The organism is Thioclava sp. IC9 (assembly GCF_002213225.1).
Lineage (GTDB): Bacteria > Pseudomonadota > Alphaproteobacteria > Rhodobacterales > Rhodobacteraceae > Thioclava > Thioclava nitratireducens.
Genome location: NZ_NBNX01000001.1, coordinates 680,863 through 703,184 on the forward strand (window position 1 = coordinate 680,863; position 22,322 = coordinate 703,184).

The window sequence follows — 22,322 nt, forward strand, 5'->3', positions numbered from 1 at the left end:
CCCAACGCCGAATTTCTCCCTACATGATTTCATTCAGCGTTGTCGCACAGGGCTGCGAGGCGCATTAACGCGCACTCTTTTCGTTGCCTTGCGACTGTCTTCGAGAGAATATCCGAGCTGGTCAATTGACGGATCGAACGGCATGTCTTCGAACGCTTCGAACATGAGACCAAGCCCTGTCGCGATTCCGCGCAGTGTTTCTGCCTCCTGCTTCGTCGCTTCATCAAAAAAGCCACACTTTGTAGCGAACCTCCTGATCGCCTTCCAGAGATCATTCATGTCGCGTTCGCGCTTGTCGATACGAGCTTTCGCACGGCGGAACTCGGCGCGCTCTGCTTCGAATTCTTCGCGCTCGTTGTCGAGATCGTCACGCTCCTTCTTGACTGCCTGACGCTCTCCAGCAAGCTTCTCTGCATGCTCTTTCTCAGCGCGCATGAAGAACTCGCGCGTGCGCTCTTTCTTCTTAGACAGAGCGGCATTAAAGTTCTCTTTCTCAGAGCGAATTTTGTCTCGTGTCGCCCGCTCTTGCTCGCTTGCCGCACGTGCCTTCCCGACGGCCGACTCGACGTATTTCTCAGCGTTCTGGAGGATGTCATGAACAGTTCCATGCTGCTCTTCAAACGTCTTGAGAAGTACAGCCCGGGCGCGCCGCGTTGTCGCTTCATGACGCTTGCCTGGCTCGAGCAAACCTGCATGCTCGAGCAGCTCGAGCGCAAGCAACTGCGCCGGGTCGAGGCGGATCCGATTGATGCCACCTTTCTCATCTGCAGCGGCTGCGATACGACGCTTCAACTCACGCATAGCCAGTCCGATTTTCGAGCCAGAAATGCCGTCATCGCGTCCGTCTTCTGATACTTCTTTGAAGACCTCGTCGAGCTCTTTCGCATACTCGCGACGCTTCGCTGCACGACGCTCGCCGCGAACGATGTTCAGCTCAGCGAACCGCTCTTGCTCGAACCATTCTCCTACAGCGTCTTGCGCGAGTTCGTAACCCTTTGCCTTTCCGTCGCCGCCGATGAACGTGTGATGCGATGTGCGCAAAAGTGTCCGTCCATCAGCGAAGCGGACGGAGGGTTTCTCGTCCACATAGTCAAGAAGCAAGAAGTGAAAATGCACGCTCTGTTCGTCGAGGTCGACGCGCATGTATTGCATCATGTCGCCGAAATTTTTCTCGAGAAACTCGCGGCCAGCCGCAATGAATTTGTCTGCTTTCCGCATATCCCATATCATGACTTCTCCGGCGTCATCGATGAACTCGAGGCGGCGCTCTGACGGACAATCTTCATCAGCTCTGAAAGCGTCGCGATGCACGGTGAGGATTCCTTCGCGAAGCGGCCCGCGACTTTTTTTCTGAGCTGACCACGGCTCCTGCTCGCCGGCCAATTTCGCTGTGCGATAGTCTTTCGGGCGCGACTTTTTGAGACCCGCGAGATTCGACGCGAGGTTCTTCTTTCTTGCCGCTCGATAGAACGACATGACTTCTTCTGCGATTGTTTTCGGATTGCCGCGGAGCTTGCGATTGAGATGTGATCTGGCTTTGTCGACATGCTCTTCTTCCCCAGCTTGGCGCTCTGCATGTGCGATCATTTTGGATACGTCGCTGGGATGCATGCTCGCGAAGCGAAGAACAGCCGGGTACTTCCCGTCCGCCCGCAGTTTCTCTGCGTGCGTGAGTGTCTTGAGACGCTCTTTGTAGTCGAAATCCGACATGCTGAAATTCCTTCTTTTGGTAAGAGGGAAGTCGGGTTCGCTCGTGAGTCTCGCTACACTTTTTCTGACTGTTTCTGACAGTCACATACTTACTATGTCTCTGTCAGAGCTCTACGCGCCCGCGCTCCGCTCTTCTGACAGTCTCATGCAAGCAAGGGGAGTTATGTGCTGCACACCTTCCCCCTTGACCCCCAACACCAAAAAATCTGGCCAAAACACTGAGCGAAGCAAGGCTCTGGGACCCGTTTCCAGGTCAGACGCTTACAAGGAATACTTCAAATGACCTAACGCGGGTCTTTCATCCAGTCACGACCGACGTCCCACACGGTGCTCCCCGGTGACCTCGGTGCAGCATCCGCGTCAGTGTAAATGGGGGCATTTTTGGATGCCGATTACCCCGCAACAGGGTCAAATTTGCATGCATGTTCACAGATCAGAGGCAAGACGCCAAAGATCGCGATCAACAAACCTACGCCTGTCCCGATCAGATACCGTTCGATCGTTGCGACCCGGAGCCACCAGTCGATGAGCTTTGCGAGAAAGTTGTCGAAGTGGCGTTTTAGCATTCTCGAGCGGGTCTTGCGTCTAAGAGACGCTTTCCACACGTGTGACGCTAACCATGTGAGGAGGATGGCCGCGAACGAAGAGATGGGCGCTGCACTCGAAGCGCCAAAACCATCTCAGCCGACTGATGAAAAGTACGGCAAAGTCCACCCCTCCAGAGCCGTCCACGAGGTCCTGCATGGCGTGCACGTCTTGAAGACTGGGGTTCACACTGAAGCTCGGGTGGCTGTGCCATTCGCCCAGATAGTTAAAACGACCGTATTCGGCACCCGTTCTTTCAAAGAAAGCCGAAAGGGCCTCATCGTGATGATCGGCGTCGCGCAAAAACTGCGCGCGCGTTCCGCGGGATGTGTCTACGCTGAAGTCGACGATCTGAAACATTTGGTCGCCGATCTCTTCGCCCATCAAGATGCCGCCGATCTCACGTGACCCTGACCTGAACAGATGGCGACGCATGCGCCGCAGAACATCAGTCGGCAACTGCAACTGCATCCGCGTCCTCCTTTGGAGGCAAATGGGCCTTGAGGATCTCAACCAAGGCGTCCGCGTCAAGCGGTTCAACTGTTTCACCCCATTCCCCAGCAGGGATCAAATCGATTGGCCGCGTATCAAAGGGTTGGTCAAAAAGCCATTCCGATGAAAGGCCGATCACGTAAGCAGAGAAAGGAAAGATGCTGCCGTCCGGGCGGGCCAGTAGATCGATCACGAAGCGGCTGACATGCGTGGCAATTACACCGACATCTGCATCGTCTGCAAGCATTGGTGTCCCATCAACGCTCTGACCGGCATAGCGCTGCGGATCGTCCGGCTTGATCCATTCGACGCCTTGATCCTCACACCAAGTGTCGATTTGCACCCGTGCCATGAGAGGGATTGGATCAATATTGGGCCGCGCTCTGGCTATAAGGCCACCAATTCCTCCGGCAAACACTTGGGCCCAGACCATTGGCTTACTCTTGCGCGTTGCCATTGACGCGATCATGTTGAAAGCGGTCGGATCCCCTGTGGCGTCGATCAGCACATCGCACTCGCCAAGCGCCTCAAGCGCGCCAGCCATAGAGGCAGCGCTTTCTTGGCCGCCAAGCGCCATGCGCAACGCACTGACACTCACACCAGGATTTAGATTTTCCAGCCGTTCGCGCAGGCTGAACGCTTTGTGCGCACCCGTGACGCTCAAGTCCAACTCGTTGCGCACTGCATTTCCGGGAAAAAAAATTTCGTCATCAATTAAGAGAAACTTGCCCACGCCCGTCCTGCAAAGACTGGCTGCAACCTTAGATCCAACGGAGCCACACCCGACGATCCCGATAGCTTTGTCAGCCAACACTTTGAATTCATCCGGCACACGCTTTTGCCCGGCCGGAACGATGACTGTAGTGTAAGGGAAGACCTTCCGCTCGTCTTGCTCACCAAAGATCGAAAAAAGCTCCCATTTTTCTCCGTAGCCCAATAGAAGATGTGTGAATGCATCGGTTTCGAACACCCGGCCGCGCAGTTCACGAAGGCCTACGCGGTCAAGAAAAGCACCCAGTGCTTCGGCGGTAACAAAGCCAAAGCTCCCTGCCCCCGGCACGCGAACAACCGTTCCCGTTTCTTTCCCAAATCCATCGGGCAAGACCAGATCGCTCACCCAAGACGGATCATCCTTTGGCCCTATGCGTGTTAGTGAAGCAAGATAGGTGGTTGCCGCCTTCCGCTCTGACAGAGCGAACTCTCTGTCCTCAAGCTCCGGCAGCCCGTTGACTGCTGCAAGATCATTCTCGCTCAATAAGAAACGATAAGACTCTGATCGAAGGTCTCGTCCGAGCGATGCAGTGTGCGCGGATCGCGCATGTACGATTTCACCAGTCTCGGGCTGCTCTTCGGCGATTAGACGCTGGCAGCTCGCCACCATATCCGCGCCTGTGATCGCGGGACTCCAGTTATCTGGTCGGTGTTCGAGGCAGAGTTCCCCGCTGGCCCCATATTGATGGTTTGAAATCCGCGAGCCGTCTTCGGTGAAGATCATTGGCGGCGCATCCGGAAAAACACTTGGATAACGCATTCGAAACACAAAACGTTTTTCGCCATGCGTGATGGTGAAGGCGACGCACATCTCAAGTTCGCTGTTGGCCTGCCATTTTTCGACAGAGAGCCAATCCACGCTGCCCTCAAGTTCCGCAAGGGCTGCCTTTTCCATCCCCAGTCTTGAATTCTGCAGGAGCCACCAAGTCATGCGAAACCGTCAGGTTTTTTTGGCGTACGAGGTGCGTCTCCAAAGGAAACACTGGGGACTGAGGTCGCCGAGGCTACCCCTGCAGCTTTCACGAGACTGGACGAGCTTGGCCGCGATGCATGCAATACTCCATCGTCAACCCGATCGGTAAGATCCCGCCCCATACGGTTCGCCAGAACAGTTGCTATGCGCCGGTGTTCGACCAGACGGCCGGCGGCGGAAAAATCCTCTCGCGCTTGCTTCAGCCATTCAAAAAACGCATCGGCACGCTCCGGATTGTCCTCCCATTTATCAGCGAAGTTCTCGAGCGCGTCAGTCGGGTTCTTGATGATGTACTTTGTACCGTCATGCTCGATTGCGTCCTCCATTCGGCTCAGAATCGACAGCAGTGCATAGCCAATCGTTTCCTCGCCCTGATAAGCGTGCGCAGCAAGCGAGGAAATTATGATCGAAATCGGTTTGTCCGTGGGGTCATCCGCGAACATTGAGTCACGGTGCCGTTTCAAAATCATGATGGCGGACTGCAGCGGTGTGCGCACCCGATATGTCGGGATGTCTTCGACACTCGCGGTCACACCCTCCGCGCGCATTTCGTTCAAGAGCTGCTGACGTCTTCGAACGAAGACATCGCCCATGCGCGATTTGAACCACTCAGCGTATCCCCGCGGATTGGAGCGTGGCCAATCGTCCGTGATGGCGTCGTACGCCAGTTCCTCATTGTCCGTGATGGCGATGGCCGTGTCGGCAAACTGTGCATCGAGTTCGCGCGCCTCAAGCAGCAGACGCTGATCTTCGGCGTTTGGAATACAGGGCACGATGTCCATATGGAACTGGGCGCCATCGGCGTATTCAAGGCGCCAACACCGTCGGCCTTCGTGCACCGGTTTCTTGATGCCCTTGCTTTCACGGTAGAGCTTGATCTCTTGACCCAGCATGTTCTTCAGATCGTGCTGCGACAGATCCGACTTGCTCAGACGTGTGAGCGAGCAGGCACAGTCCACGTCATACTCTTCATCGTCAGACATCGGCCTGATGACCGTGCCGAGCCGGAAGGAACCCTGTACAAAGATGTCCGGATCATGATCCCGCACAATGGACGCATCTCGCTGCAGCCATTCGCCGAGTGATTTATAGCTCTTTTCAGCCTGATCGTAGCGCGACGACGGAATCTCGAGCCCCGCTGCCAAAGCCTCAAGATACGCTTCGGCCTGCTTTGTGATCGTGACAGCCATGCTCAACTTTCCCCCTTCGTTCTCCCGCAATATGAATGGCTGGTAGGCAGATTACAACGCTCGGGACGTCCGTTGCTGCTAATCCGACGATGTTCCATCGCATTCGCAGAGAACGACCACTTGCCGGTCGGCATGCCAATTCTCTCGCGCCTGCGGCGAACTTCCGGCAACCGTCTTTCCTGCTTTGGCGCAGTGAACGGCCCAGTGTCGTTCTTGGGCCTCAGCCAGGAGGCCGCATCGCCGCATCACCGAAGCCGCCATTCCAGCAGACCATAGAATTATCGAAGATCAGAGGTAGGTAAAGTACTGCAACATGAGCGGATCAGTCGAGGAACCTACCGAACACGCGAAGAAGCCGGGCAGGATGTGTTCGACTACATCGAGATTTTCTACAACCCTAAGCACAAGTACGCCCGACACGGAATACTGTCGCCCGTCGACTTCAAGCGGCGGCAGCAAATGAGACACGAAGGCGCCTAAGTAGCGCGGGGCTATTTAGAGCCGCCGCGAACCCCGTCGCCCTCTACGATGTGGACACCGCGCCGGTCCGGATCCTGGAAGCAGATCGCTATCTATACATCCAGACATTCACCCGGCTCTACGTACTCGAGGGCGACCGCCTTGTGGGGTTGCAGGACTGCACGACCAAATGCGACCTGATGGTCGACGAGGACTTGGCATTGTTGGTCGAGAACAAGGGCGTGCGGCTTCTCACGGAGGCGGGTCGACCACTGGGCGTCGCCCTGACCAAGGCGCCGATCCGTCGAGCCGGAATCGAGGACGGCGTCCTCGTCGTCGAAACGCGAACTCATCGCGGACTATTCAGTGGCCTTAGGATGTAGCACGCTCCCTCCCTGGCCCAGAGAGAGTAGCCGCAAACTCCGACCTCAAACGGCCCAGTTTTTCAGAGAACAGAGCAGTCCCTTTTTGGTAGGTTGCAGAGGTGTTTTCTCACATACTCCGCAGGATCGCAGCCCAATGCATGGACCCAGATACAAAATTCGATAATGTCGAGACGACGTTCACAGATTTCGACTTTTGCAACGTAAGAGCGGTTTCGTTCCAGTAGATTTGCCAAGTCTGTCTGCGACAATCCTCGCTCAGCGCGTAACTCAACTAAAGCTTTCACGACCGCCCGATACTCTTTTGTGTGCAGTGTGCCCGCCATGTTGTTCCTCTGGCTATAGACACACCCGCGTACCCCATGCTAACGCCTGCTCCCAAAATGGGAGCAAATCATGCATGATGGAGATTTCGTTTATCTTGATGTTCGCTGGGCTGAGCCTGGCTGGTACGAAGCTATGAGGTTTCGTTTGGCAGGCTGGCTACCAGAACAGCTCGTAGCCACAGGCGTCGAAAAAGGCGTCCTTGAGGCGCATCAACAAACTAACGGACAGCTCGTTGCTTTGACCACTCAAGGTATTTCTCTGACTGAGCCCGGGCCACATAGCCTCACCCAAGAGAACTGCCAGCAGCTGGCTGAAGTACTACGGATGGAAAGCGACAATGACGAATGGTTCCAGGATCTTAGCGAAAAATCTACTTCATTCCCTGATGGTTTCGGCACTAACTTCAGAAGGCTTCTGATCGAAACTCTCCATCGCAAGAAAACATAGGCAAATGGCATACGATACGCGTCGTACGGCAGCCGTAGCGTACGCGCCCGATTGATGCCGCCTCGCTGATGGAGGCGGAGCGAGATGAGGCACGTGAATAACGACGTTGTTGCCGACGTGTCGTATCGGGAAGCGCCATGTTGGGAGAAGTTCCGGATGTCGAACGGCGCCGTCGGTGGAGCGACGAGGAGAAACTCAAAGTCTTCCTGGAGGTGGGTATTGGCGGCGCTTTGGTTACGCGAGTTATCCAGCGACACGAGCTCACGCGGCGGTCAGTCTTAGCTCATTGAGAGATACATCGCGCGCAGGACACTTGGGGCATGAGCAAGCAGAGCAAATTCTTGTCGAAGGTACTGCGACACGATCCCGCACTGATCGGGGTCGAGCTCGATCGCGAAGGCTGGGTTCGCGTTGATGTTCTCCTGCGCTCGATGATGCGGCACGGGCGCAGGATGACGCACGACGAACTGACGTCGATCGCGGGCTCAGATGACAAGAAGCGCTTCACTCTGAGAAACGGCCGGATTCGAGCTGCGTACGGTCACTCTGTAGAAGTTGAACTCGGTCTGCCGCCTGTTGCACCGCCGGCACTGTTATTTCACGGAACCGCATCGCAGCATCTCGATCAGATTTTCGATCACGGAATTTTGCCTGGGCGCCGCCGCTTCGTCCATCTCACCGAAGATATGGAAACTGCAGCTCGCGTCGGCAGGCGACACGGAAAACCGGTCGTACTTCATGTCGACGCCGCCGGCCTGCATGCATACGGGCATGACTTCTTTCAGTCTGACAACGGAGTATGGCTCGTCGATGAAGTGCAGACGGGGTATTTCTCTCTGTAACTGTCACCTTGGCCCGCGCTTTCATGCACGCGGGCCCAGGCGCCAGCTCTCGAGAGAAGCTCTGGACGGGCTTTTGTCGTGAGTTGGTGGCTACATCTATCGCCCCTGCACTGCATCTGTTTTGCATCTACACTGAGCGATACTTGCCGAAAATCAGCGATAATTCACGACACTTGCATGATATTGAACGCAGCCATTAATCCTTCAAGGCATTGTTTTTACTTCATTATCCGATCCGGTAGTTCGGGCTCTCGCGGGTGATAGCGACGTCGTGGACGTGGCTTTCCTTGAGACCCGCGCCGGTGATGCGGACGAAATTGCAGTTCGTGCGCATCTCGGCGACCGTCGCGGAGCCGGTATAGCCCATCGCTGCGCGCAGACCGCCCACGAGCTGGTGGACGACGGCGCCTGCCGGGCCTTTGTAGGGCACCTGCCCCTCGATGCCTTCCGGCACGAGCTTGTCGTTCGCCGCATCCTTCTGGAAGTAGCGATCCGCCGAGCCGCGTGCCATCGCACCTAAGCTGCCCATGCCGCGATAGGATTTGAACGAGCGGCCCTGATAGAGGATCACTTCGCCGGGGCTCTCGTCGGTGCCCGCGATCATCGAGCCGACCATGGCGCAGCTTGCGCCCGCCGCGATGGCTTTCGCGAAATCGCCCGAGAACTTGATGCCGCCATCGGCGATGATCGGCACGTCTCCGGCCGCACTCACGCAATCCATGATTGCTGTCAACTGCGGCACGCCCACGCCCGCGACCATCCGCGTCGTGCAGATCGAACCCGGACCGATGCCGCATTTCACTGCATCCGCGCCCACGTCGATCAGCGCCTTGGTGGCATCTGCCGTCGCCACGTTGCCCGCGATCACCTGAATATCGTTCGACACCTGCTTGATGCGCTTCACCGCGTCGATCACGCCCTGACTATGGCCGTGGGCGGTGTCGACAACGATCAGGTCACAGCCCGCATCGATCAGCGCCTCGGACCGCTCGAAGCCCGCATCGCCGACCGAGGTCGCGGCGGCCACGCGCAGGCGGCCCAGCTCGTCCTTGCAGGCGGTGGGGTTGAGGACAGCCTGCTCGGTGTCGCGCAGCGTCAGCAGGCCGGTCAGCTTGCCCTCGTCATCGGTCACCAGCAGCTTCTCGATCCGGCGCTCGCGCATCATCGCGATCGCTTCGGACCGATCCGCCGGCTCCTGCAGGATCGCGAGGTTGTCGGTGGTCATCATCACCGAGACCGGAGTTTCGTCCTTCTGGGCGAAGCGCATGTCGCGGTTGGTCACGATGCCGACGACGCGGCGGTTTTCATCGACGACCGGGAAGCCGGAGAAACCGTAGCGCTCGGTCAGTGCTTTCGCATCGGCCAGCGTCTGATCCGGGCGCAGCGTGATCGGGTTGTAGACGATGCCGCTCTCGAAACGCTTGACGCGGCGGACCTCGTCGGCTTGCTGCGCGACGGTGAGGTTCTTGTGGATCACGCCCACGCCGCCCGCCTGCGCCATCGCGATCGCCATGCGCGCCTCGGTGACGGTGTCCATCGCGGAGGACAGAAGCGGGATGTTGAGACGGATTTTCTTCGTCACCTGGGTCGAAACATCTGCGGTTGCCGGAAGCACCGAAGAGGCTGCGGGAAGAAGAAGAACGTCGTCGAAGGTGAGCGCCTCGCGAATCTGCATGGGGGGTCTCCAGTGTCCAGATGCGTTTGGCAGTTTGCTGTTTCACGCAATGGACGCGAAGGCAACCCCTCGCGGACGCGGTACGCAGCGGGTGTGCGGAAAGGTTGGCCTGCGTGTGCCGCGCCAAAGGTCTCTGGGCGCGGGGGCGACCAGCCCCCGGGCCGCGCCCGAGCCTCCCCCGGTTGGACGCATTGGTCATGTCGTCGCGGGCGCACTCGACACCCGGGCCTTCAAGACAAAGCGGCCGGCCACGTGCGGAGCAAAGCGCCCAGCCGAGGCTCGGGGGCCGCCCTTTCGCCTCACGCAATCGCAGCGTTGGTCTTCATCGCAAGCTGCCCCTTCGCCCAAAGCTGCAACACCTTCAGCGCGATCGGTACTACGACCAGCGTCGCCGCCGTCAGCATCAGCGCGCCGGGCAGCGCCCAGACGCCGCCAAGCGCGAGCCAGCACCCCGCCGTGGCTGCGACCGGGAAAGTGAACGCTCCCCAGAGCGGCGAGAAGCCCCCAGCGAGCAGCCAGCGCACCGACACGACCAGTGCCAGCAAATAGCCCGCAGACAGGATCGCCATCGCCTGCGCGATGCCCATCGCGCCGAACCCGCTCGCGACAGTCCCGAGCAGCGCCGCAGGCGCGAGGTGAATGGCGAGTAGCGGGCGCAGCGGCGCGGGAACGCGCTCATGTGCGAATTGTCGCAGCGAGATCATCCAGATCACGACGGCCGACAGCATCGCGACCCAGAACATCACCAGAGCCGCGCTATCGAGCCCGAGGATCACGGCCGCCACCGCGCCGACGATCCAGCCCGAGAAGGTCAGCTGCCACGTGGGATTGACGCGGCGCTGCTCGGCCGGGCCGGTCGCGAGCGTGTAGATCACCGCCGCGATCAGCCCCAGATGCACGACGACGCCCAGCCAGAAGACGATCGCTGCCAGCCCGCCATAGGGCGCAAGCGACGCCGCGATCAGATAGATCGTCAGCGTTCCCGCCGCGAGCCCCGCACGCCCGGGCAGCACGCGCAGATCCTCGAACACCACGCCCGGACGCCGCACGATCTTCGCGCCATAGGCAACCAGCGTGAACAGCGCGAGCAAGGTCACCGCGCCCAGAAACAGCTCCGCCAGATCGGGCGGCAGCGCGAATTGCCCCACACCGCGCCGCCACGCGATCCCGAGGCCCATCAGCCCCAGCACGGGCGGGAACATCGCGGGAGGCGTACGGCGAAACAGGCCCTTGGGCGTCATCTTGGGCGGGGCGAAGGACATGCGCTCTCCTCGGGCAATCGGCAAATCATTTCGGTCGCGCAGAAGCTTGCAATATTTCGCGCGTGGCGAAAAGCTGTCGGGGGTGCGACAGGGTGTCTGGAGGAAAGATGGCGGGACATGGGTATGAGGCGGGGCGGCTGAACCTGCCTTTCGTGGGGATTTCGACTTTCGGCAAGCGCGCATACGTGGCCGATTGGGATGCGATCGAGGCGGATGTGGCAGTAATGGGCGCGCCCTTCGATTTCGGCACGCAGTTCCGCCCCGGCGCGCGGTTCGGGCCGCGGGCGGTGCGCGAGGCCTCGACGCTGTTCTCCTTCGGACACGCGGGCGCCTACGACCACGAGGATGACGCGACCTATCTCGGGCCGGAGGTCACGATCGTCGATATCGGCGATGCCGACATCGTTCATACCGACACGGTGAAGAGCCATGCGAATATCGAGGCCGGCGTGCGTGCGATGCTGAAGGCGGGCGCGCTGCCGGTGGTGATCGGCGGCGATCACTCGATCAATATTCCCTGCATCCGCGCCTTTGAGTCCGATTGCGCCGAGAAGGGACCGATCCATATCCTGCAAATCGACGCCCATCTCGATTTCGTGGACGAGCGTCACGGCGTCACCGAAGGCCACGGCAATCCGATGCGCCGCGCCGCCGAGAAGGACTATGTCTCGGGCATCACCGCGCTTGGCATTCGCAACGTCTCTTCCACCGCGAAAGACGGGTATGACGCCGCCCGCGCAATGGGCGACGACTTCCTGAGCGTGCGGCAGGTGCGCAAGCTGGGGTCCGAGGGCGTGCTGGCCCGCATCCCGGAAGGCGCACGGATTTATGTCACGATCGATATCGACGGGTTCGACCCCTCGATCGCGCCCGGCACCGGGACGCCGAGCCATGGCGGGTTTCTCTATTACGAGGTGCTGGAGATCCTGGAGGGCGTGGCAAAGCGGCACGAAGTTGTCGGCATCGATCTGGTCGAGGTCGCCCCCGATTACGACCCCAGCGGCTCGACCCCGATCCTCGCAGCGCAGGTGCTGCTGAATTTCCTCGGCTTCATCTTCCACGCGCGACAGTCCAGCGGCGCGTCTGCGGCGGGCTGAGGAGCCTCCGGCGGGGATATTTGGATCAAGAGGAAGGGGTTAGCGCGGCAACACCCACATAGTCGCCCCGAGACTGTGCGGCTTGGCGCCGGTGCCCAGTTTGAAGTGCATCCGCCCTGCCCCGTCCTCGCTATCCACCGCACCGAGATCGAGCTGTCGGATTCCGCGCGCCTTCAGCCGCAGCGCGGCCTGCCAGAGCATCAGGTTATGCGCGCCGGACACGCGCCCTTCCGGCCCGGTCCATCCGATGTGATAGCTGGCACCTTCGCCATGAAGCAGGAAGATGCCGCCCGCGATCCGCTCTCCTTTCGATGTCGCGACGCGCAAGGCGAGAAGGTCGGCGGGGCTGCGATCCGCCCACGCGAGGGTGAAGCTCGGCGGCAAGGCGCGGTAACCGCGCGCGTGTTGCTGGGCCGCGTCGGAGGCGAGAAGCCACTCGATCTCGGGCTCGGGCTCCACGCACAGCCCGGCACGCTCTGCTGCCGCCAACCTGTTGCGCCATTTTCCCGCCAAGCCTGCGCGCAGCATGTGGGCATTGGGGAGCAAGGACCAATGCGCATGGTGGCGCGGGGTGATCAGCGGGATCAGCCCGAACCCGGCCAGCGGGTTTTCCGGCGTCATCAGCACCAGCCCGGCACGGCGCGCGATCCGACGCAGCACTGCGCGCCGGATCCAGATATCGAGCTCCGGCGCAAAGACCGGCCCGCGCGACAGAAGCCACAAACCGCCGCGCCCGATCATCTGGGCCAGCGCGACCCGCCTGCCCTGACATGTCGCCTCCAGCCGCAGGCACCGCCGCCCGTGCGCGGCCGCGATCGTTCCATAGAGCGCCGCCTGCTGAACAGCCGGAGGGTGTTCCGGCGCAAGCGCGCGCAACGCACGGTTCCAGCTGTCGTCGGAGCCGGGAAACTGCATGACACGAAGAGGTTTCATCGCTGCCATTAAGGCCGGCTTCACCTAAGTCTGGGTTAATGGAGACGCGAAAAGTTTCAACCTCGAGGCGAACATGCCCCTCATCCTCTCCAACGCCCTCCGCAACCTGCGCCGATCACCCAGACCCGCGCGCAAACCGTTGCGCCCTCGCCAGACCGAGGAACCGCGAAATCTGCCAGCGTCGCGCGCGACGCTCTGGAGCGCGCTTTTCATCGCAATCTTCGGCGCGGCGCTCTGGCTCGGCCTTCTCGCGATTCTCAGCTTTTCCAGTGACTTCTGAACGCTTCAGTTCAGAACTTGACGTTCAGGTCACCCTGGAGTGACCGCGAAGACACGCTTTTCCCTGCACAGCTGCAACAGAACGTGACGTCACCGTGATCCCCAGATTGATTTACACCTTCCGGGTGGTAGCGTCGCCAAAAGGAATTCCTTCGAGACGTTAGGATCTCCTTCGGGACACGTTAGGGAAGAGGACAATTATGAAACGTGTGATGACTTCTATGGTCGCCCTCGCGATTGGCGCAGGCGCGGCCCATGCGGGCGGGGTGGAGCGCTCGACGCAATCGGTCGGCATCCTGTTCGAACAGGGGAACTACGGCGAAGTGAGCTTCGGTGCGTTCAACCCGGATGTGTCGGGTACGGTCGGCGGCGGAGCCTTGAAATCCGGCGACATGGCGCCGGGCTATGGCACGTTGAGCCTCGGTTACAAGCAGGCGCTCAACGACCAGTGGGATCTTGCGGTCATCTTCGATCAGCCCGTCGGCGCAAAGGTCAACTATCCCTCGGGGACCGGTTATCCGATCGCGGGCTCGACTGCGACAATTAAATCAGCAGCAATCACCGCGCTGGCGCGCTACAAGATGCCTAACAACATCTCCGTCTATGGCGGTCTGCGCAGCGAGAGCGTTTCGGGCAAGGCTTCACTCTATCTGGGCGGCGAAAACTACTACAATCTGGACACTTCACAAGAGACCGACTTCGGTTACGTCATCGGGGCCGCTTGGGAGAAGCCCGAGATCGCCGCGCGCGTGGCCCTGACCTACAACTCGAAGATTGATCACGACTTCAGCGCGACAGAGACCAGCGCGATGGGGACGAACAACACGACCTTCGAAACGACGGTACCGGAATCGGTGAATCTGGAATTCCAGACCGGGATCATGAAGGACACGCTGTTGATGGGGTCGGTCCGCTGGGTTCACTGGACGCAGTTTGACATTACCCCTCCCAATTATCAGACGATCACCGGCGGAGCCTCGCTCGTGGATTATTCTGACAACACGATCACCTACAACCTCGGCGTTGGCCGTCGCTTCAACGACCAGTGGTCGGGTGCGATCATGTTCGGCTACGAGAAGCACACCGGCAAACCGACCGGCAACCTCGGCCCGACCGATGGCTTCAAGTCGGTCTCGCTGGCGGCAAGCTATCAGGCGACCCAGAACATCAAGGTGACCGGCGGTGTGCGCTATGTCGATATTGGCGATGCGACCACATCGACGATCGGCGGTGACTTCTCCGGCAATGACGGCTGGGGTGCGGGGCTGCGCGTCGGGATCAACTTCTGATCGCAAGCATCTGATTTTTTTACAAAAGCCCCGCCTCGAGCGGGGCTTTTTCTTGGAACATCGACATTGCCGCAAGTTCCGGGTGGTGCGCGTCGCTGCCGCCCGCTAGATCGAAGCGATGAAACACGCACCCGCCCCTTTATCCCTCACCCCACTCGCCTGGGCGCTGCTCGCGGCGCTCGCGCTGATCTGGGGCTCGTCCTTCCTGTCGAACCGCGCGGCGCTGGAAGGTGCGGGCGTCTTTACCGTGGTCTTCCTGCGCGTGGCCTCGGGCGCGGTGCTGATCTGGGCCTATGTCGCGCTGCGCCGCCTGCCGGTGCCGCGGCACCCGATCTATCTCGGGCATTTCCTGATCATGGGGCTGTTGAACAACGCCATTCCCTTCTCTCTCATCGTCTGGGGGCAGAAGCATATCGATAGCGGGTTGGCCTCAATCCTGAACGCCTCGACCGCGATCTTCGGGGCGCTGGTCGCGGCGGTGGTCTTCACCGACGAGCGGCTGAGCGCACGCAAAGCCACCGGCATCGCAGTCGGTTTCGCGGGCGTCGTGGTGGCGATCGGGCCGGATGCGCTGAAGGGGTTCGATCTGACCTCGGCGGGCCAGCTCGCCGTGCTGGGAGCGGCGCTGAGCTATGGTTTCGCGGGCGCCTATGCGCGCTTTGCAATCAGAGGCTTACGGCCCGAAGTTGCAGCGGCCGGGATGCTCACCGGCGGTGCGATCTGGACGCTGCCGATTCTGCTTTTAACCGAAGGCGTGCCGAGCTTCGACTACGCGCCTGCCGTCTGGATCGCGATGCTCTGGCTGGGTGTCGGCTGTTCGGCGCTGGCCTACCTGCTCTATTACCGCATCCTTGCGATGGCGGGGGCAGCCAATCTCGCCCTCGTCACGCTCTTGATCCCGCCGGTCGCGATCCTCGCAGGCTGGGCGGTCTATGGCGAGCGTCTGGGCTGGGCGGAGGCCTTGGGCTTCGCGATCCTCGCGCTTGGCCTGATGATCCTCAACCGCCGCCCCAAAACCCCGTGACGCGCGCGCATTGCCGGGCTACACCGGGGCGAAAGACCTATGGGGACACGATGATCTATTCCAATCGCGCCGAATGGCTGGCCGCCAAATCGAGGAAGGTTGCCCTGTTCGGCATGTCCGGCCTCGGCAAGACCTGGGCTGCGAACCTGCTGCGCGACGAGGGCTGGTTCCACTACTCCGTCGATTACCGGATCGGCACGCGCTACATGGGCGAATATATCGCCGACAACTTCAAGCGCGAGGCGATGAAGAACCCGTTCCTGGCGGAGCTTCTGCTGTCGGACTCGGTCTATATCGCATCGAACATCACGTTTGAGAACCTCGCGCCGCTGTCGACCTATCTCGGCAAGCCGGGCGATCCGACCAAGGGCGGGCTGCCCTTCGAGGAATACCTCGAACGCCAGCGCCAGCACCGCAAGGCCGAGATGGACGCGCTTCTCGACACCGCGCATTTCATCGACCGCGCGAAGCAGATTTACGGGATCGAGAATTTCCTGTGCGATTCCGGCGGCTCGATCTGCGAGGTGGTGGACCCCGACGACCCCGAGGATCCGATCCTGACCTCGCTGTCGCAGAACCTGCTGATGGTCTGGATCGAGGGCTCCGAAGCCCATACCGAGGAGCTGATCAAGCGCTTCTCGCGCGCGCCGAAGCCGATGTATTATCAGCCCGCGTTTCTGGCCGCGAAATGGGACGAGTATCGCGATCTGAAAGGTGTGGCCGAAACGGAGGTCGACCCCGACGACTTCGTGCGCTGGACCTATGCGCAAGCGCTGGCCCATCGTCAGCCGCGCTATGCGGCGATGGCGAGAAACTGGGGCGTGACGATCCGTGCCGAAGACCTCTACCTTGTCCGCGACGCAAAAGGCTTTACATCGCTGATCGCCGACGCGCTGCCCGCGTGAGCCTGGACACTTCACGCATCACTTTAACTTCACCCTGCAAGAGACTGAGAAACAATGCCGATCAAGCTGCCTGAAAACCTCCCCGCCTTCGACATCCTGTCGCGGGAAGGCGTGATGGTGATGTCGCCCGAGCGCGCATCGCGGCAGGAAATCCGACCCATCCGGATCGGCCTTCTCAATCTCATGCCGAAGAAGATCCAGACCGAGAACCAGTTCGCACGCCTGATCGGAGCGACGCCGCTGCAGATCGACTTCCAGCTGATCCGCATGAGCGAGCATCAGACGAAGAACACCGCCGCCGAGCATATGGAAGAGTTCTACCGTCCCTTCGAAGAGGTCGAGGCCACCGGCGAGAAGTTCGACGGGCTGATCATCACCGGTGCTCCGATCGAACATTTGCCTTTCGAGGAGGTGACTTACTGGGAAGAGCTCAAGCGGATTTTCGACTGGACGCAGACCCATGTCTTTTCGACCTTCGGCGTCTGCTGGGGCGGCATGGCGATGGCCCACTACTTCCACGGCGTGAACAAGCACATGCTCGATCACAAGGCCTTCGGCTGCTTCCGGCATCGCAATTGCGCGCCCGCCTCGCCTTACCTGCGCGGCTTCTCGGACGATCTGCTGATCCCGGTGAGCCGCTGGACCGAGATGCGGCGTGACGAGTTGGAAGCGGCGGGCATGATCACGCTGATCCATTCCGATGAAACCGGGCCCTGTCTGGTCGAAGATCGCGCTCATCGGGCGCTCTACATCTTCAACCATCTGGAATATGACAGCGGCACGCTGAAAGAAGAATACGATCGTGACGTCGCGGCGGGGAAACCGATCAACGTCCCCGCGAATTACTATCCTGAGAACGACCCGAGCCGGGTGCCGACGAACCGGTGGAAGAGCCACGCCCACCTGCTTTACGGCAACTGGATTAACGAGATTTATCAGGAAACTCCGTATGATCTGGCCGAGATTGGTAACTAGCCTCGTCCTCGTGCTGCTCATTCTGGGCGGCGCGACCTGGGGACTCGAGAGCTGGCGCGGCCGGATGGCGGAGCAGCGCTATCCGCCCAACGGCATATTCGTGGACGTTGGGGACCAGCGTGTGCATATGGTCATCAAGGGCGATCACGGCCCGGCGGTCGTGTTGATCCACGGCGCCTCGGGCTCGGCCCGCGATCTGACCTTCGATCTCGCACCGGAACTAGCGAAACGCTATCGCGTCTTCGTGCCCGACCGTCCTGGGTTCGGCTATTCCGATCCGCTGCCGGAGGGGCACGACACGATCGAGGACCAGGCCAAGCTGCTGCAGCAGGCGACGAAGATGGCGGGCGCGGAGGAACCGATCGTGCTCGGCCATTCCTATGGCGGGGCTGTCGCAATTGCCTGGGCGGTATATCTGCCCGGCACGCTCTCGGGTCTGGTGCCGGTCTCCGCTCCTTCGCATAGCTGGGACACCGGGCTGCCGCTTCTCTATCAGATCACGTCGCCGCCACTGGGTCAGGCGATCGCCGTCCCGTTGATTTCAGCCTGGACGCCACCCGCGATCATTCGCTCCGAGGTGGAAGGAGTCTTCGCGCCGCAGGAGATGCCGATCGGCTACATGCGCTGGTTCGGCCCCGGCATGACGCTGCGGGTCGAAACGATGCGGGTGAATGCCCGCCAGCGTGCCGAGCTGAAGCCCGAAATTCAGCAGATGATCCCCCATTATCCCGATCTCGACCTCCCGATCGTCTCTTTGCATGGCACGGCCGACACCATCGTGGGCGAGAAAATCCACGCGGTGCCCTTCACGAAGGAGGTGCCGGGGGCGGAACTGATCTCGCTCGACGGGATCGGACACATGGTCCCGCATGTCGCGTTGCTCCAGACCGTCGCCGCGGTGGACCGTGTCGCGACGCGCGCTGGCTATGATATCCCGATGAAGGCGGCGGCGGAGTAACCGACACTCAAGCACTGCAGTCGCTTGAAAAGCGGTCACTCCTGCGGTTTTGCGCGCACGTCACACGACCGGTATCGCCTGCCCGCCGCTGTGCGGCACCGCTTGCACCGTCCCGGCCCGCGCAGCATACTGCCGTGAAACGACAAAAGGCAGATCATGGCCAAGGACAAGAGTGACCCGCCGTTCGATATCCCCTTCGTGGGCGACATCACCCGCTACCTCGAGGAGGAAGCGCCGGACGTCGTGCGCGAGGCGATCGAGAAGGCGGGCAAGGATGACATGCTCTCGCCCTCCTACCCTCACGACGAGGAGATGAAGCGCAAGAAATACGACCGTCACATGGATGCGCTTCAGGTCGAGCTGGTCAAGATGTTCTGGGACGCCAAGGAAACCGGCAAGCGGATCGCGGTGATCTTCGAAGGGCGCGACGCGGCGGGCAAAGGCGGCACGATCGGGCGGATGCGGCAGAACCTGAACCCGCGCTCGGCCTATGTCGTGGCGCTGCCGAAGCCCACCGAGACCGAAGCCACGCAATGGTATTTCCAGCGCTATGTCGACTGGCTTCCGGCCGCGGGCCAGATCGCGATGTTCGACCGCTCATGGTACAACCGGGGCGTGGTGGAACATGTCTTCGGCTTCTGCACGCCCGAGCAGCGCGAGCATTTCTTCTGCCAGTTGCCCGATTTCGAGAAGATGCTGGTCGATGACGGGATCATCCTCGTGAAGCTCTGGCTCAACGTGGATCGCGCCGAACAGTTGCGCCGTTTTCTCAAGCGCGAGAAGGATCCGCTCAAACAGTGGAAGCTGAGCTGGATCGACGTCGAAGGGCTCAAGCGCTGGGACGCTTATTCCGACGCGATCCAGGAGACGCTGGCGCGCTCCGACAATGCGCATGCGCCCTGGACGGTGATCCGCTCGGACGACAAGAAACGCGCCCGGATCGCCGCGATCCAGACGGTGTTGAACGCGGTCGACTATGCGCATAAGGACCGCGACGCGATCGGCGAGATCGACGGTGAAATCTGCGGTGGCATCGACGTTCTGAATGTCTAAGCAAGGCTATCATCACGGCAACCTGCGTCAGGCGCTCGTAGCCTCCGCGCTGGAACTGATCGAGGAGAAGGGCCCGACCGGCTTCACGCTCTCGGAAGCGGCGAAACGCGCAGGCGTGACCCCGGCTGCGGTCTATCGCCATTTCGAGGGGCGCGAGGACCTGATCGCGGAATGTGCGCGGCAGGGCTATCTGATCTTCGGCGACCTGCTGGATCACGCGTGGAACGGCGGCAAGCCTTCGGCGCTGGCGGCGTTCTCCGCGGTGGGTCGCGCCTATCTCGCCTTCGCGCGGAAATATCCCGGTCACTACATGGCGATGTTCGAAAGCGGCATATCGCCCAACCGCTCACCCGATCTTGCGGCGGTGGCGCGCAAATCCAGCGACGCGATGGAACGTGCGACGCGCGCCCTGATGGCGCATATGCCGCCGGAAAAGCGCCCGCCCGTCGCGATGGTCGCGGCGCATGTCTGGGCGATGAGCCACGGCGTCGTGGAGCTTTATTCCCGCGAGGGAAATCGCGCGCCCTATGCCCCCGAGGACCTTCTGGAAAGCGGCATCGGCGTCTATCTGCGCGGGCTGGGCCTGATCGCTCCGGATTGAGCGGCCTTGCCCGATCCCGCCGCGTCGCAGCATCATCCGGACAAAGAAAAACGGGCGGAGGTTTCCCCCCGCCCGTCGATATCAGACGATCCGCCTGAGATCAGAACTTGTAGGACGCGGTGAGGTTCAGCGTCGTGGTGTTCAGATCGTTGGTGGTGCCGTCGAAGTTGTTGCCCTTGCGGTAGTCGAGCTCGGTACCGACGGTCCACTTCGGGTTGATGGCATATTTCATGCCGACGCCAACCAGCGGAACGGTGTCGGAGATGCTGTCGCCCGAGGCGTTGTCAGCGTCGACGTAGGACGCGCCGAGCGTGCCGTAGAACAGCATGTTGTTGTAGGGCGCACCGGCGATCATCTTGAGGTCGGTCATCGAGTTGACCTTCGCGGCGGAGTTGCTGTCGTCGATGTTCGCGGCGTTATAGGCAAGCTCGCCACCGAGGACATAGCCGCCGAAGTCGCGCAGATAACCCGCGTGCAGACCGCCCACGACGCCGTCGCCATCGATCGACTGGTCAGCCTTGCCGTAGCCGAGTTGAGCACCGGCATAGAAGCCGTCCCAGCTGAACTGCGCGGGCGCGACCGCGACCGGGGCCGGGGTGACTTCTGGAGCCGGTGCCGGGGTGGTGTAGCCGCCCGCCATCGCGGCGGAGCCAGCGAGTGCCAGAATGCTCGACGTAACGATGATACGTTTCATGTTTCTCTCTCTCCTGTCTTGGGGGTTCATCCCCCGTTGAGACGTTTTGGATCAGATCCGTTGCCCGGACCTATGCTCATTCAATGCAACGTCAATCGGCTTGGTTCCGGCCATAGGCGGCAGGTTGCCGAAGCTGTCACAAGACGTGATCGGGGCGCCGGATGCTGCAGCCGCAAAATGCATTGGCAACACTGGACAAAGCGGCGGTTCCACTGGTTAATGAACACGCGTTCATTTCGAGGGAGTATCACATGGAGTTGAGCAAAATTCGCGCCATCATCACCGGCGGCGCTTCGGGGCTGGGGGCTGCGACCGCGCGGCACTTCGTTGAGTCGGGCGCGCAGGTGACGCTCTTCGACCGCGACCAGGCGGGCGGCGAGGCTTATGCGGCAGAGATCGGCGCGACCTTCGCCGAGGTCGACGTGACCTCCGAGGACAGCGTCGCCGCCGGGATCGCAGCCGCAGTAGACGCGATGGGCGGCATCGATGTGGCGGTCAATTGCGCCGGTATCGCCACCGGCGAGCGCGTGGTCGGCCGCGACGGGCCGCACCGGCTCGAGAGCTTCGCGCGCACGATCGACATCAACCTCGTGGGCAGCTTCAACGTCGCCCGCCTCGCCGCCGCCGAGATGGCCCGCAACCCCGGCCCCGAGCGTGGCGTGATCATCAACACTGCCTCCATCGCGGCTTTCGACGGCCAGAAGGGCCAGGCAGCCTATGCGGCGTCAAAAGGCGGAATCGTCGCGATGACCCTGCCCCTCGCCCGCGATCTGGCCAGCCAGGGCGTCCGTTGCTGCGCCATCGCGCCGGGCATTTTCGCCACGCCGATGATGAAGGGCCTGCCCCAGGAGGTGCAGGACAGCCTCGCGGCCGAAGTCACCTTCCCGAAGCGGCTCGGTGATCCCTCGGAATACGCCAAACTTGCCGGTTTCATCGTCCAGAGCGGCTATCTGAACGGCGAAGTGATCCGCCTCGACGGGGCGCTCCGGATGCGTTGACCTTACGTTTATGACGGCTTTGCGAAGGATCTGAAAAAATCCTCGAAAAACGGGTTGCAAGGGCGCGCGAGGGCGGCTAAATCCCGCCCTACGAAACGACCCCTGATGCGGAGAGGTGGCAGAGTGGTCGAATGCGGCGGTCTCGAAAACCGTTGTCGGTGAGAGCCGACCCAGGGTTCGAATCCCTGTCTCTCCGCCACTTTCCCCGACGAATGAATGTGGGGAAAATATCCAAGAAAATCAGCGTTTAGCTAGCGTAGCTCGGCGCGTGGCCCACCTCTTTCGGTGAATTTGCCATGCGAGCGGAGCGCTTGCCCTTTTCCCGGCTTCCGAATTTTGGCAAACAGCCGCCCCCTGCGGAAAGTCAGAGGTTCCCGGACCGAAGCCAGTCGCCGCGCGG

19 protein-coding genes, 1 tRNA gene and 1 pseudogene are annotated in these 22,322 nt (G+C 60.9%); 13 read left to right on the forward strand and 8 right to left on the reverse strand.

The features are described 5' to 3' along the window. Nucleotides 1–33 precede the first annotated feature (33 nt). From B6V76_RS03040 to B6V76_RS03055, 4 genes are all read right to left on the reverse strand, one after another. A complete protein-coding gene (locus tag B6V76_RS03040; RefSeq protein ID WP_088726627.1) occupies nucleotides 34–1,710 on the reverse strand; it encodes a hypothetical protein in 1,677 nt (558 codons plus the stop codon). Between the two features lie 585 nt (nucleotides 1,711–2,295). Then, nucleotides 2,296–2,766 carry a Mov34/MPN/PAD-1 family protein gene (locus B6V76_RS03045; protein WP_088726628.1) on the reverse strand — a complete coding sequence of 157 codons (471 nt, stop codon included), beginning with the start codon at nucleotides 2,764–2,766 and terminating at the stop codon, nucleotides 2,296–2,298. Then, nucleotides 2,744–4,453, reverse strand: a complete 1,710-nt coding sequence (locus B6V76_RS03050) for a ThiF family adenylyltransferase (RefSeq protein WP_240497792.1) — start codon at nucleotides 4,451–4,453, stop codon at nucleotides 2,744–2,746. The genes B6V76_RS03045 and B6V76_RS03050 overlap by 23 nt, the downstream gene beginning before the upstream one ends. Before the next feature lie 32 nt (nucleotides 4,454–4,485). Next, on the reverse strand, nucleotides 4,486–5,721 hold the full coding sequence (locus B6V76_RS03055) for a nucleotidyltransferase (RefSeq protein WP_088726630.1): 1,236 nt from the start codon (nucleotides 5,719–5,721) through the stop codon (nucleotides 4,486–4,488). Nucleotides 5,722–6,024: 303 nt separating this feature from the next. Here B6V76_RS03055 and B6V76_RS03060 point away from each other — a divergent pair. The 3 genes and pseudogenes from B6V76_RS03060 to B6V76_RS03080 all read left to right on the forward strand — a co-directional run. Next, a pseudogene (locus tag B6V76_RS03060) lies at nucleotides 6,025–6,201 on the forward strand (IS3 family transposase); the annotation flags it as partial. Nucleotides 6,202–6,959: 758 nt separating this feature from the next. Then, nucleotides 6,960–7,337, forward strand: a complete 378-nt coding sequence (locus B6V76_RS03075) for a hypothetical protein (protein WP_088726633.1) — start codon at nucleotides 6,960–6,962, stop codon at nucleotides 7,335–7,337. A 320-nt stretch (nucleotides 7,338–7,657) separates the two neighbouring features. After that, nucleotides 7,658–8,179, forward strand: a complete 522-nt coding sequence (locus B6V76_RS03080) for an RNA 2'-phosphotransferase (protein WP_088726634.1) — start codon at nucleotides 7,658–7,660, stop codon at nucleotides 8,177–8,179. Nucleotides 8,180–8,405: 226 nt separating this feature from the next. On the opposite strand, the gene guaB is transcribed toward B6V76_RS03080, so the two are convergent. Further along, nucleotides 8,406–9,854 (reverse strand): IMP dehydrogenase, encoded by a 1,449-nt coding sequence (gene guaB, locus B6V76_RS03085; RefSeq protein WP_075776536.1) that lies wholly within the window; start codon nucleotides 9,852–9,854, stop codon nucleotides 8,406–8,408. A gap of 299 nt (nucleotides 9,855–10,153) precedes the next feature. Next, complete coding sequence (locus B6V76_RS03090; RefSeq protein WP_088726635.1) at nucleotides 10,154–11,116, reverse strand: tellurium resistance protein; 963 nt, start codon at nucleotides 11,114–11,116, stop codon at nucleotides 10,154–10,156. A gap of 107 nt (nucleotides 11,117–11,223) precedes the next feature. Here B6V76_RS03090 and speB point away from each other — a divergent pair, with 107 nt between their 5' ends. Then, complete coding sequence (speB, locus tag B6V76_RS03095; RefSeq protein WP_088726636.1) at nucleotides 11,224–12,213, forward strand: agmatinase; 990 nt, start codon at nucleotides 11,224–11,226, stop codon at nucleotides 12,211–12,213. Between the two features lie 39 nt (nucleotides 12,214–12,252). Here speB and B6V76_RS03100 read toward each other — a convergent pair whose 3' ends face one another. Next, on the reverse strand, nucleotides 12,253–13,146 hold the full coding sequence (locus tag B6V76_RS03100) for a GNAT family N-acetyltransferase (protein WP_166504527.1): 894 nt from the start codon (nucleotides 13,144–13,146) through the stop codon (nucleotides 12,253–12,255). A 479-nt stretch (nucleotides 13,147–13,625) separates the two neighbouring features. On the opposite strand from B6V76_RS03100, the gene B6V76_RS03110 reads away from it, so the two are divergent. The 7 genes from B6V76_RS03110 to B6V76_RS03140 all read left to right on the forward strand — a co-directional run bounded on the left by B6V76_RS03110 (nucleotide 13,626) and on the right by B6V76_RS03140 (nucleotide 20,230). Further along, complete coding sequence (locus B6V76_RS03110) at nucleotides 13,626–14,714, forward strand: outer membrane protein transport protein (protein WP_088726639.1); 1,089 nt, start codon at nucleotides 13,626–13,628, stop codon at nucleotides 14,712–14,714. Nucleotides 14,715–14,832: 118 nt separating this feature from the next. Further along, the gene (locus B6V76_RS03115; protein WP_088726640.1) at nucleotides 14,833–15,738 is read left to right on the forward strand and encodes a DMT family transporter; all 906 of its coding nucleotides are present in this window, start codon (nucleotides 14,833–14,835) and stop codon (nucleotides 15,736–15,738) included. A gap of 50 nt (nucleotides 15,739–15,788) precedes the next feature. Beyond that, nucleotides 15,789–16,643, forward strand: a complete 855-nt coding sequence (locus B6V76_RS03120; protein WP_075776543.1) for an ATPase — start codon at nucleotides 15,789–15,791, stop codon at nucleotides 16,641–16,643. A 54-nt stretch (nucleotides 16,644–16,697) separates the two neighbouring features. Further along, complete coding sequence (gene metA, locus B6V76_RS03125; RefSeq protein ID WP_075776544.1) at nucleotides 16,698–17,618, forward strand: homoserine O-succinyltransferase; 921 nt, start codon at nucleotides 16,698–16,700, stop codon at nucleotides 17,616–17,618. After that, nucleotides 17,593–18,576: an alpha/beta hydrolase gene (locus B6V76_RS03130; RefSeq protein WP_088726641.1), complete on the forward strand. Its 984-nt coding sequence runs from the start codon at nucleotides 17,593–17,595 to the stop codon at nucleotides 18,574–18,576. Before metA ends, B6V76_RS03130 begins: the two co-directional genes overlap by 26 nt. A gap of 156 nt (nucleotides 18,577–18,732) precedes the next feature. Further along, the gene (ppk2, locus tag B6V76_RS03135) at nucleotides 18,733–19,629 is read left to right on the forward strand and encodes a polyphosphate kinase 2 (RefSeq protein WP_088726642.1); all 897 of its coding nucleotides are present in this window, start codon (nucleotides 18,733–18,735) and stop codon (nucleotides 19,627–19,629) included. Beyond that, nucleotides 19,622–20,230 (forward strand): TetR/AcrR family transcriptional regulator, encoded by a 609-nt coding sequence (locus tag B6V76_RS03140; protein ID WP_075776547.1) that lies wholly within the window; start codon nucleotides 19,622–19,624, stop codon nucleotides 20,228–20,230. Before ppk2 ends, B6V76_RS03140 begins: the two co-directional genes overlap by 8 nt. Before the next feature lie 100 nt (nucleotides 20,231–20,330). Here the strand turns inward: B6V76_RS03140 and B6V76_RS03145 are convergent, their stop codons facing one another. Then, a complete protein-coding gene (locus B6V76_RS03145) occupies nucleotides 20,331–20,924 on the reverse strand; it encodes an outer membrane beta-barrel protein (RefSeq protein ID WP_166504528.1) in 594 nt (197 codons plus the stop codon). Nucleotides 20,925–21,175: 251 nt separating this feature from the next. On the opposite strand from B6V76_RS03145, the gene B6V76_RS03150 reads away from it, so the two are divergent. Continuing rightward, nucleotides 21,176–21,922: an SDR family NAD(P)-dependent oxidoreductase gene (locus B6V76_RS03150; RefSeq protein WP_075776549.1), complete on the forward strand. Its 747-nt coding sequence runs from the start codon at nucleotides 21,176–21,178 to the stop codon at nucleotides 21,920–21,922. Between the two features lie 109 nt (nucleotides 21,923–22,031). Beyond that, nucleotides 22,032–22,121, forward strand: a tRNA-Ser gene (locus tag B6V76_RS03155). Nucleotides 22,122–22,322 lie beyond the last annotated feature (201 nt).

Coding starts and splice junctions, on each gene's coding strand:
- B6V76_RS03110 (WP_088726639.1), top strand. CDS start 13,626: ATGAAACGTGTGATGACTTCTATGGTCGCCCTCGCGATTGGCGCAGGC.
- B6V76_RS03050 (WP_240497792.1), bottom strand. CDS start 4,453: ATGGAAAAGGCAGCCCTTGCGGAACTTGAGGGCAGCGTGGATTGGCTC.
- B6V76_RS03145 (WP_166504528.1), bottom strand. CDS start 20,924: ATGAAACGTATCATCGTTACGTCGAGCATTCTGGCACTCGCTGGCTCC.
- B6V76_RS03045 (WP_088726628.1), bottom strand. CDS start 2,766: ATGCAGTTGCAGTTGCCGACTGATGTTCTGCGGCGCATGCGTCGCCAT.
- B6V76_RS03150 (WP_075776549.1), top strand. CDS start 21,176: ATGGAGTTGAGCAAAATTCGCGCCATCATCACCGGCGGCGCTTCGGGG.
- speB (WP_088726636.1), top strand. CDS start 11,224: ATGGCGGGACATGGGTATGAGGCGGGGCGGCTGAACCTGCCTTTCGTG.
- B6V76_RS03040 (WP_088726627.1), bottom strand. CDS start 1,710: ATGTCGGATTTCGACTACAAAGAGCGTCTCAAGACACTCACGCACGCA.
- B6V76_RS03075 (WP_088726633.1), top strand. CDS start 6,960: ATGCATGATGGAGATTTCGTTTATCTTGATGTTCGCTGGGCTGAGCCT.
- metA (WP_075776544.1), top strand. CDS start 16,698: ATGCCGATCAAGCTGCCTGAAAACCTCCCCGCCTTCGACATCCTGTCG.
- ppk2 (WP_088726642.1), top strand. CDS start 18,733: ATGGCCAAGGACAAGAGTGACCCGCCGTTCGATATCCCCTTCGTGGGC.
- B6V76_RS03140 (WP_075776547.1), top strand. CDS start 19,622: ATGTCTAAGCAAGGCTATCATCACGGCAACCTGCGTCAGGCGCTCGTA.
- B6V76_RS03115 (WP_088726640.1), top strand. CDS start 14,833: ATGAAACACGCACCCGCCCCTTTATCCCTCACCCCACTCGCCTGGGCG.
- guaB (WP_075776536.1), bottom strand. CDS start 9,854: ATGCAGATTCGCGAGGCGCTCACCTTCGACGACGTTCTTCTTCTTCCC.
- B6V76_RS03055 (WP_088726630.1), bottom strand. CDS start 5,721: ATGGCTGTCACGATCACAAAGCAGGCCGAAGCGTATCTTGAGGCTTTG.
- B6V76_RS03120 (WP_075776543.1), top strand. CDS start 15,789: ATGATCTATTCCAATCGCGCCGAATGGCTGGCCGCCAAATCGAGGAAG.
- B6V76_RS03130 (WP_088726641.1), top strand. CDS start 17,593: ATGATCTGGCCGAGATTGGTAACTAGCCTCGTCCTCGTGCTGCTCATT.
- B6V76_RS03100 (WP_166504527.1), bottom strand. CDS start 13,146: ATGAAACCTCTTCGTGTCATGCAGTTTCCCGGCTCCGACGACAGCTGG.
- B6V76_RS03080 (WP_088726634.1), top strand. CDS start 7,658: ATGAGCAAGCAGAGCAAATTCTTGTCGAAGGTACTGCGACACGATCCC.
- B6V76_RS03090 (WP_088726635.1), bottom strand. CDS start 11,116: ATGTCCTTCGCCCCGCCCAAGATGACGCCCAAGGGCCTGTTTCGCCGT.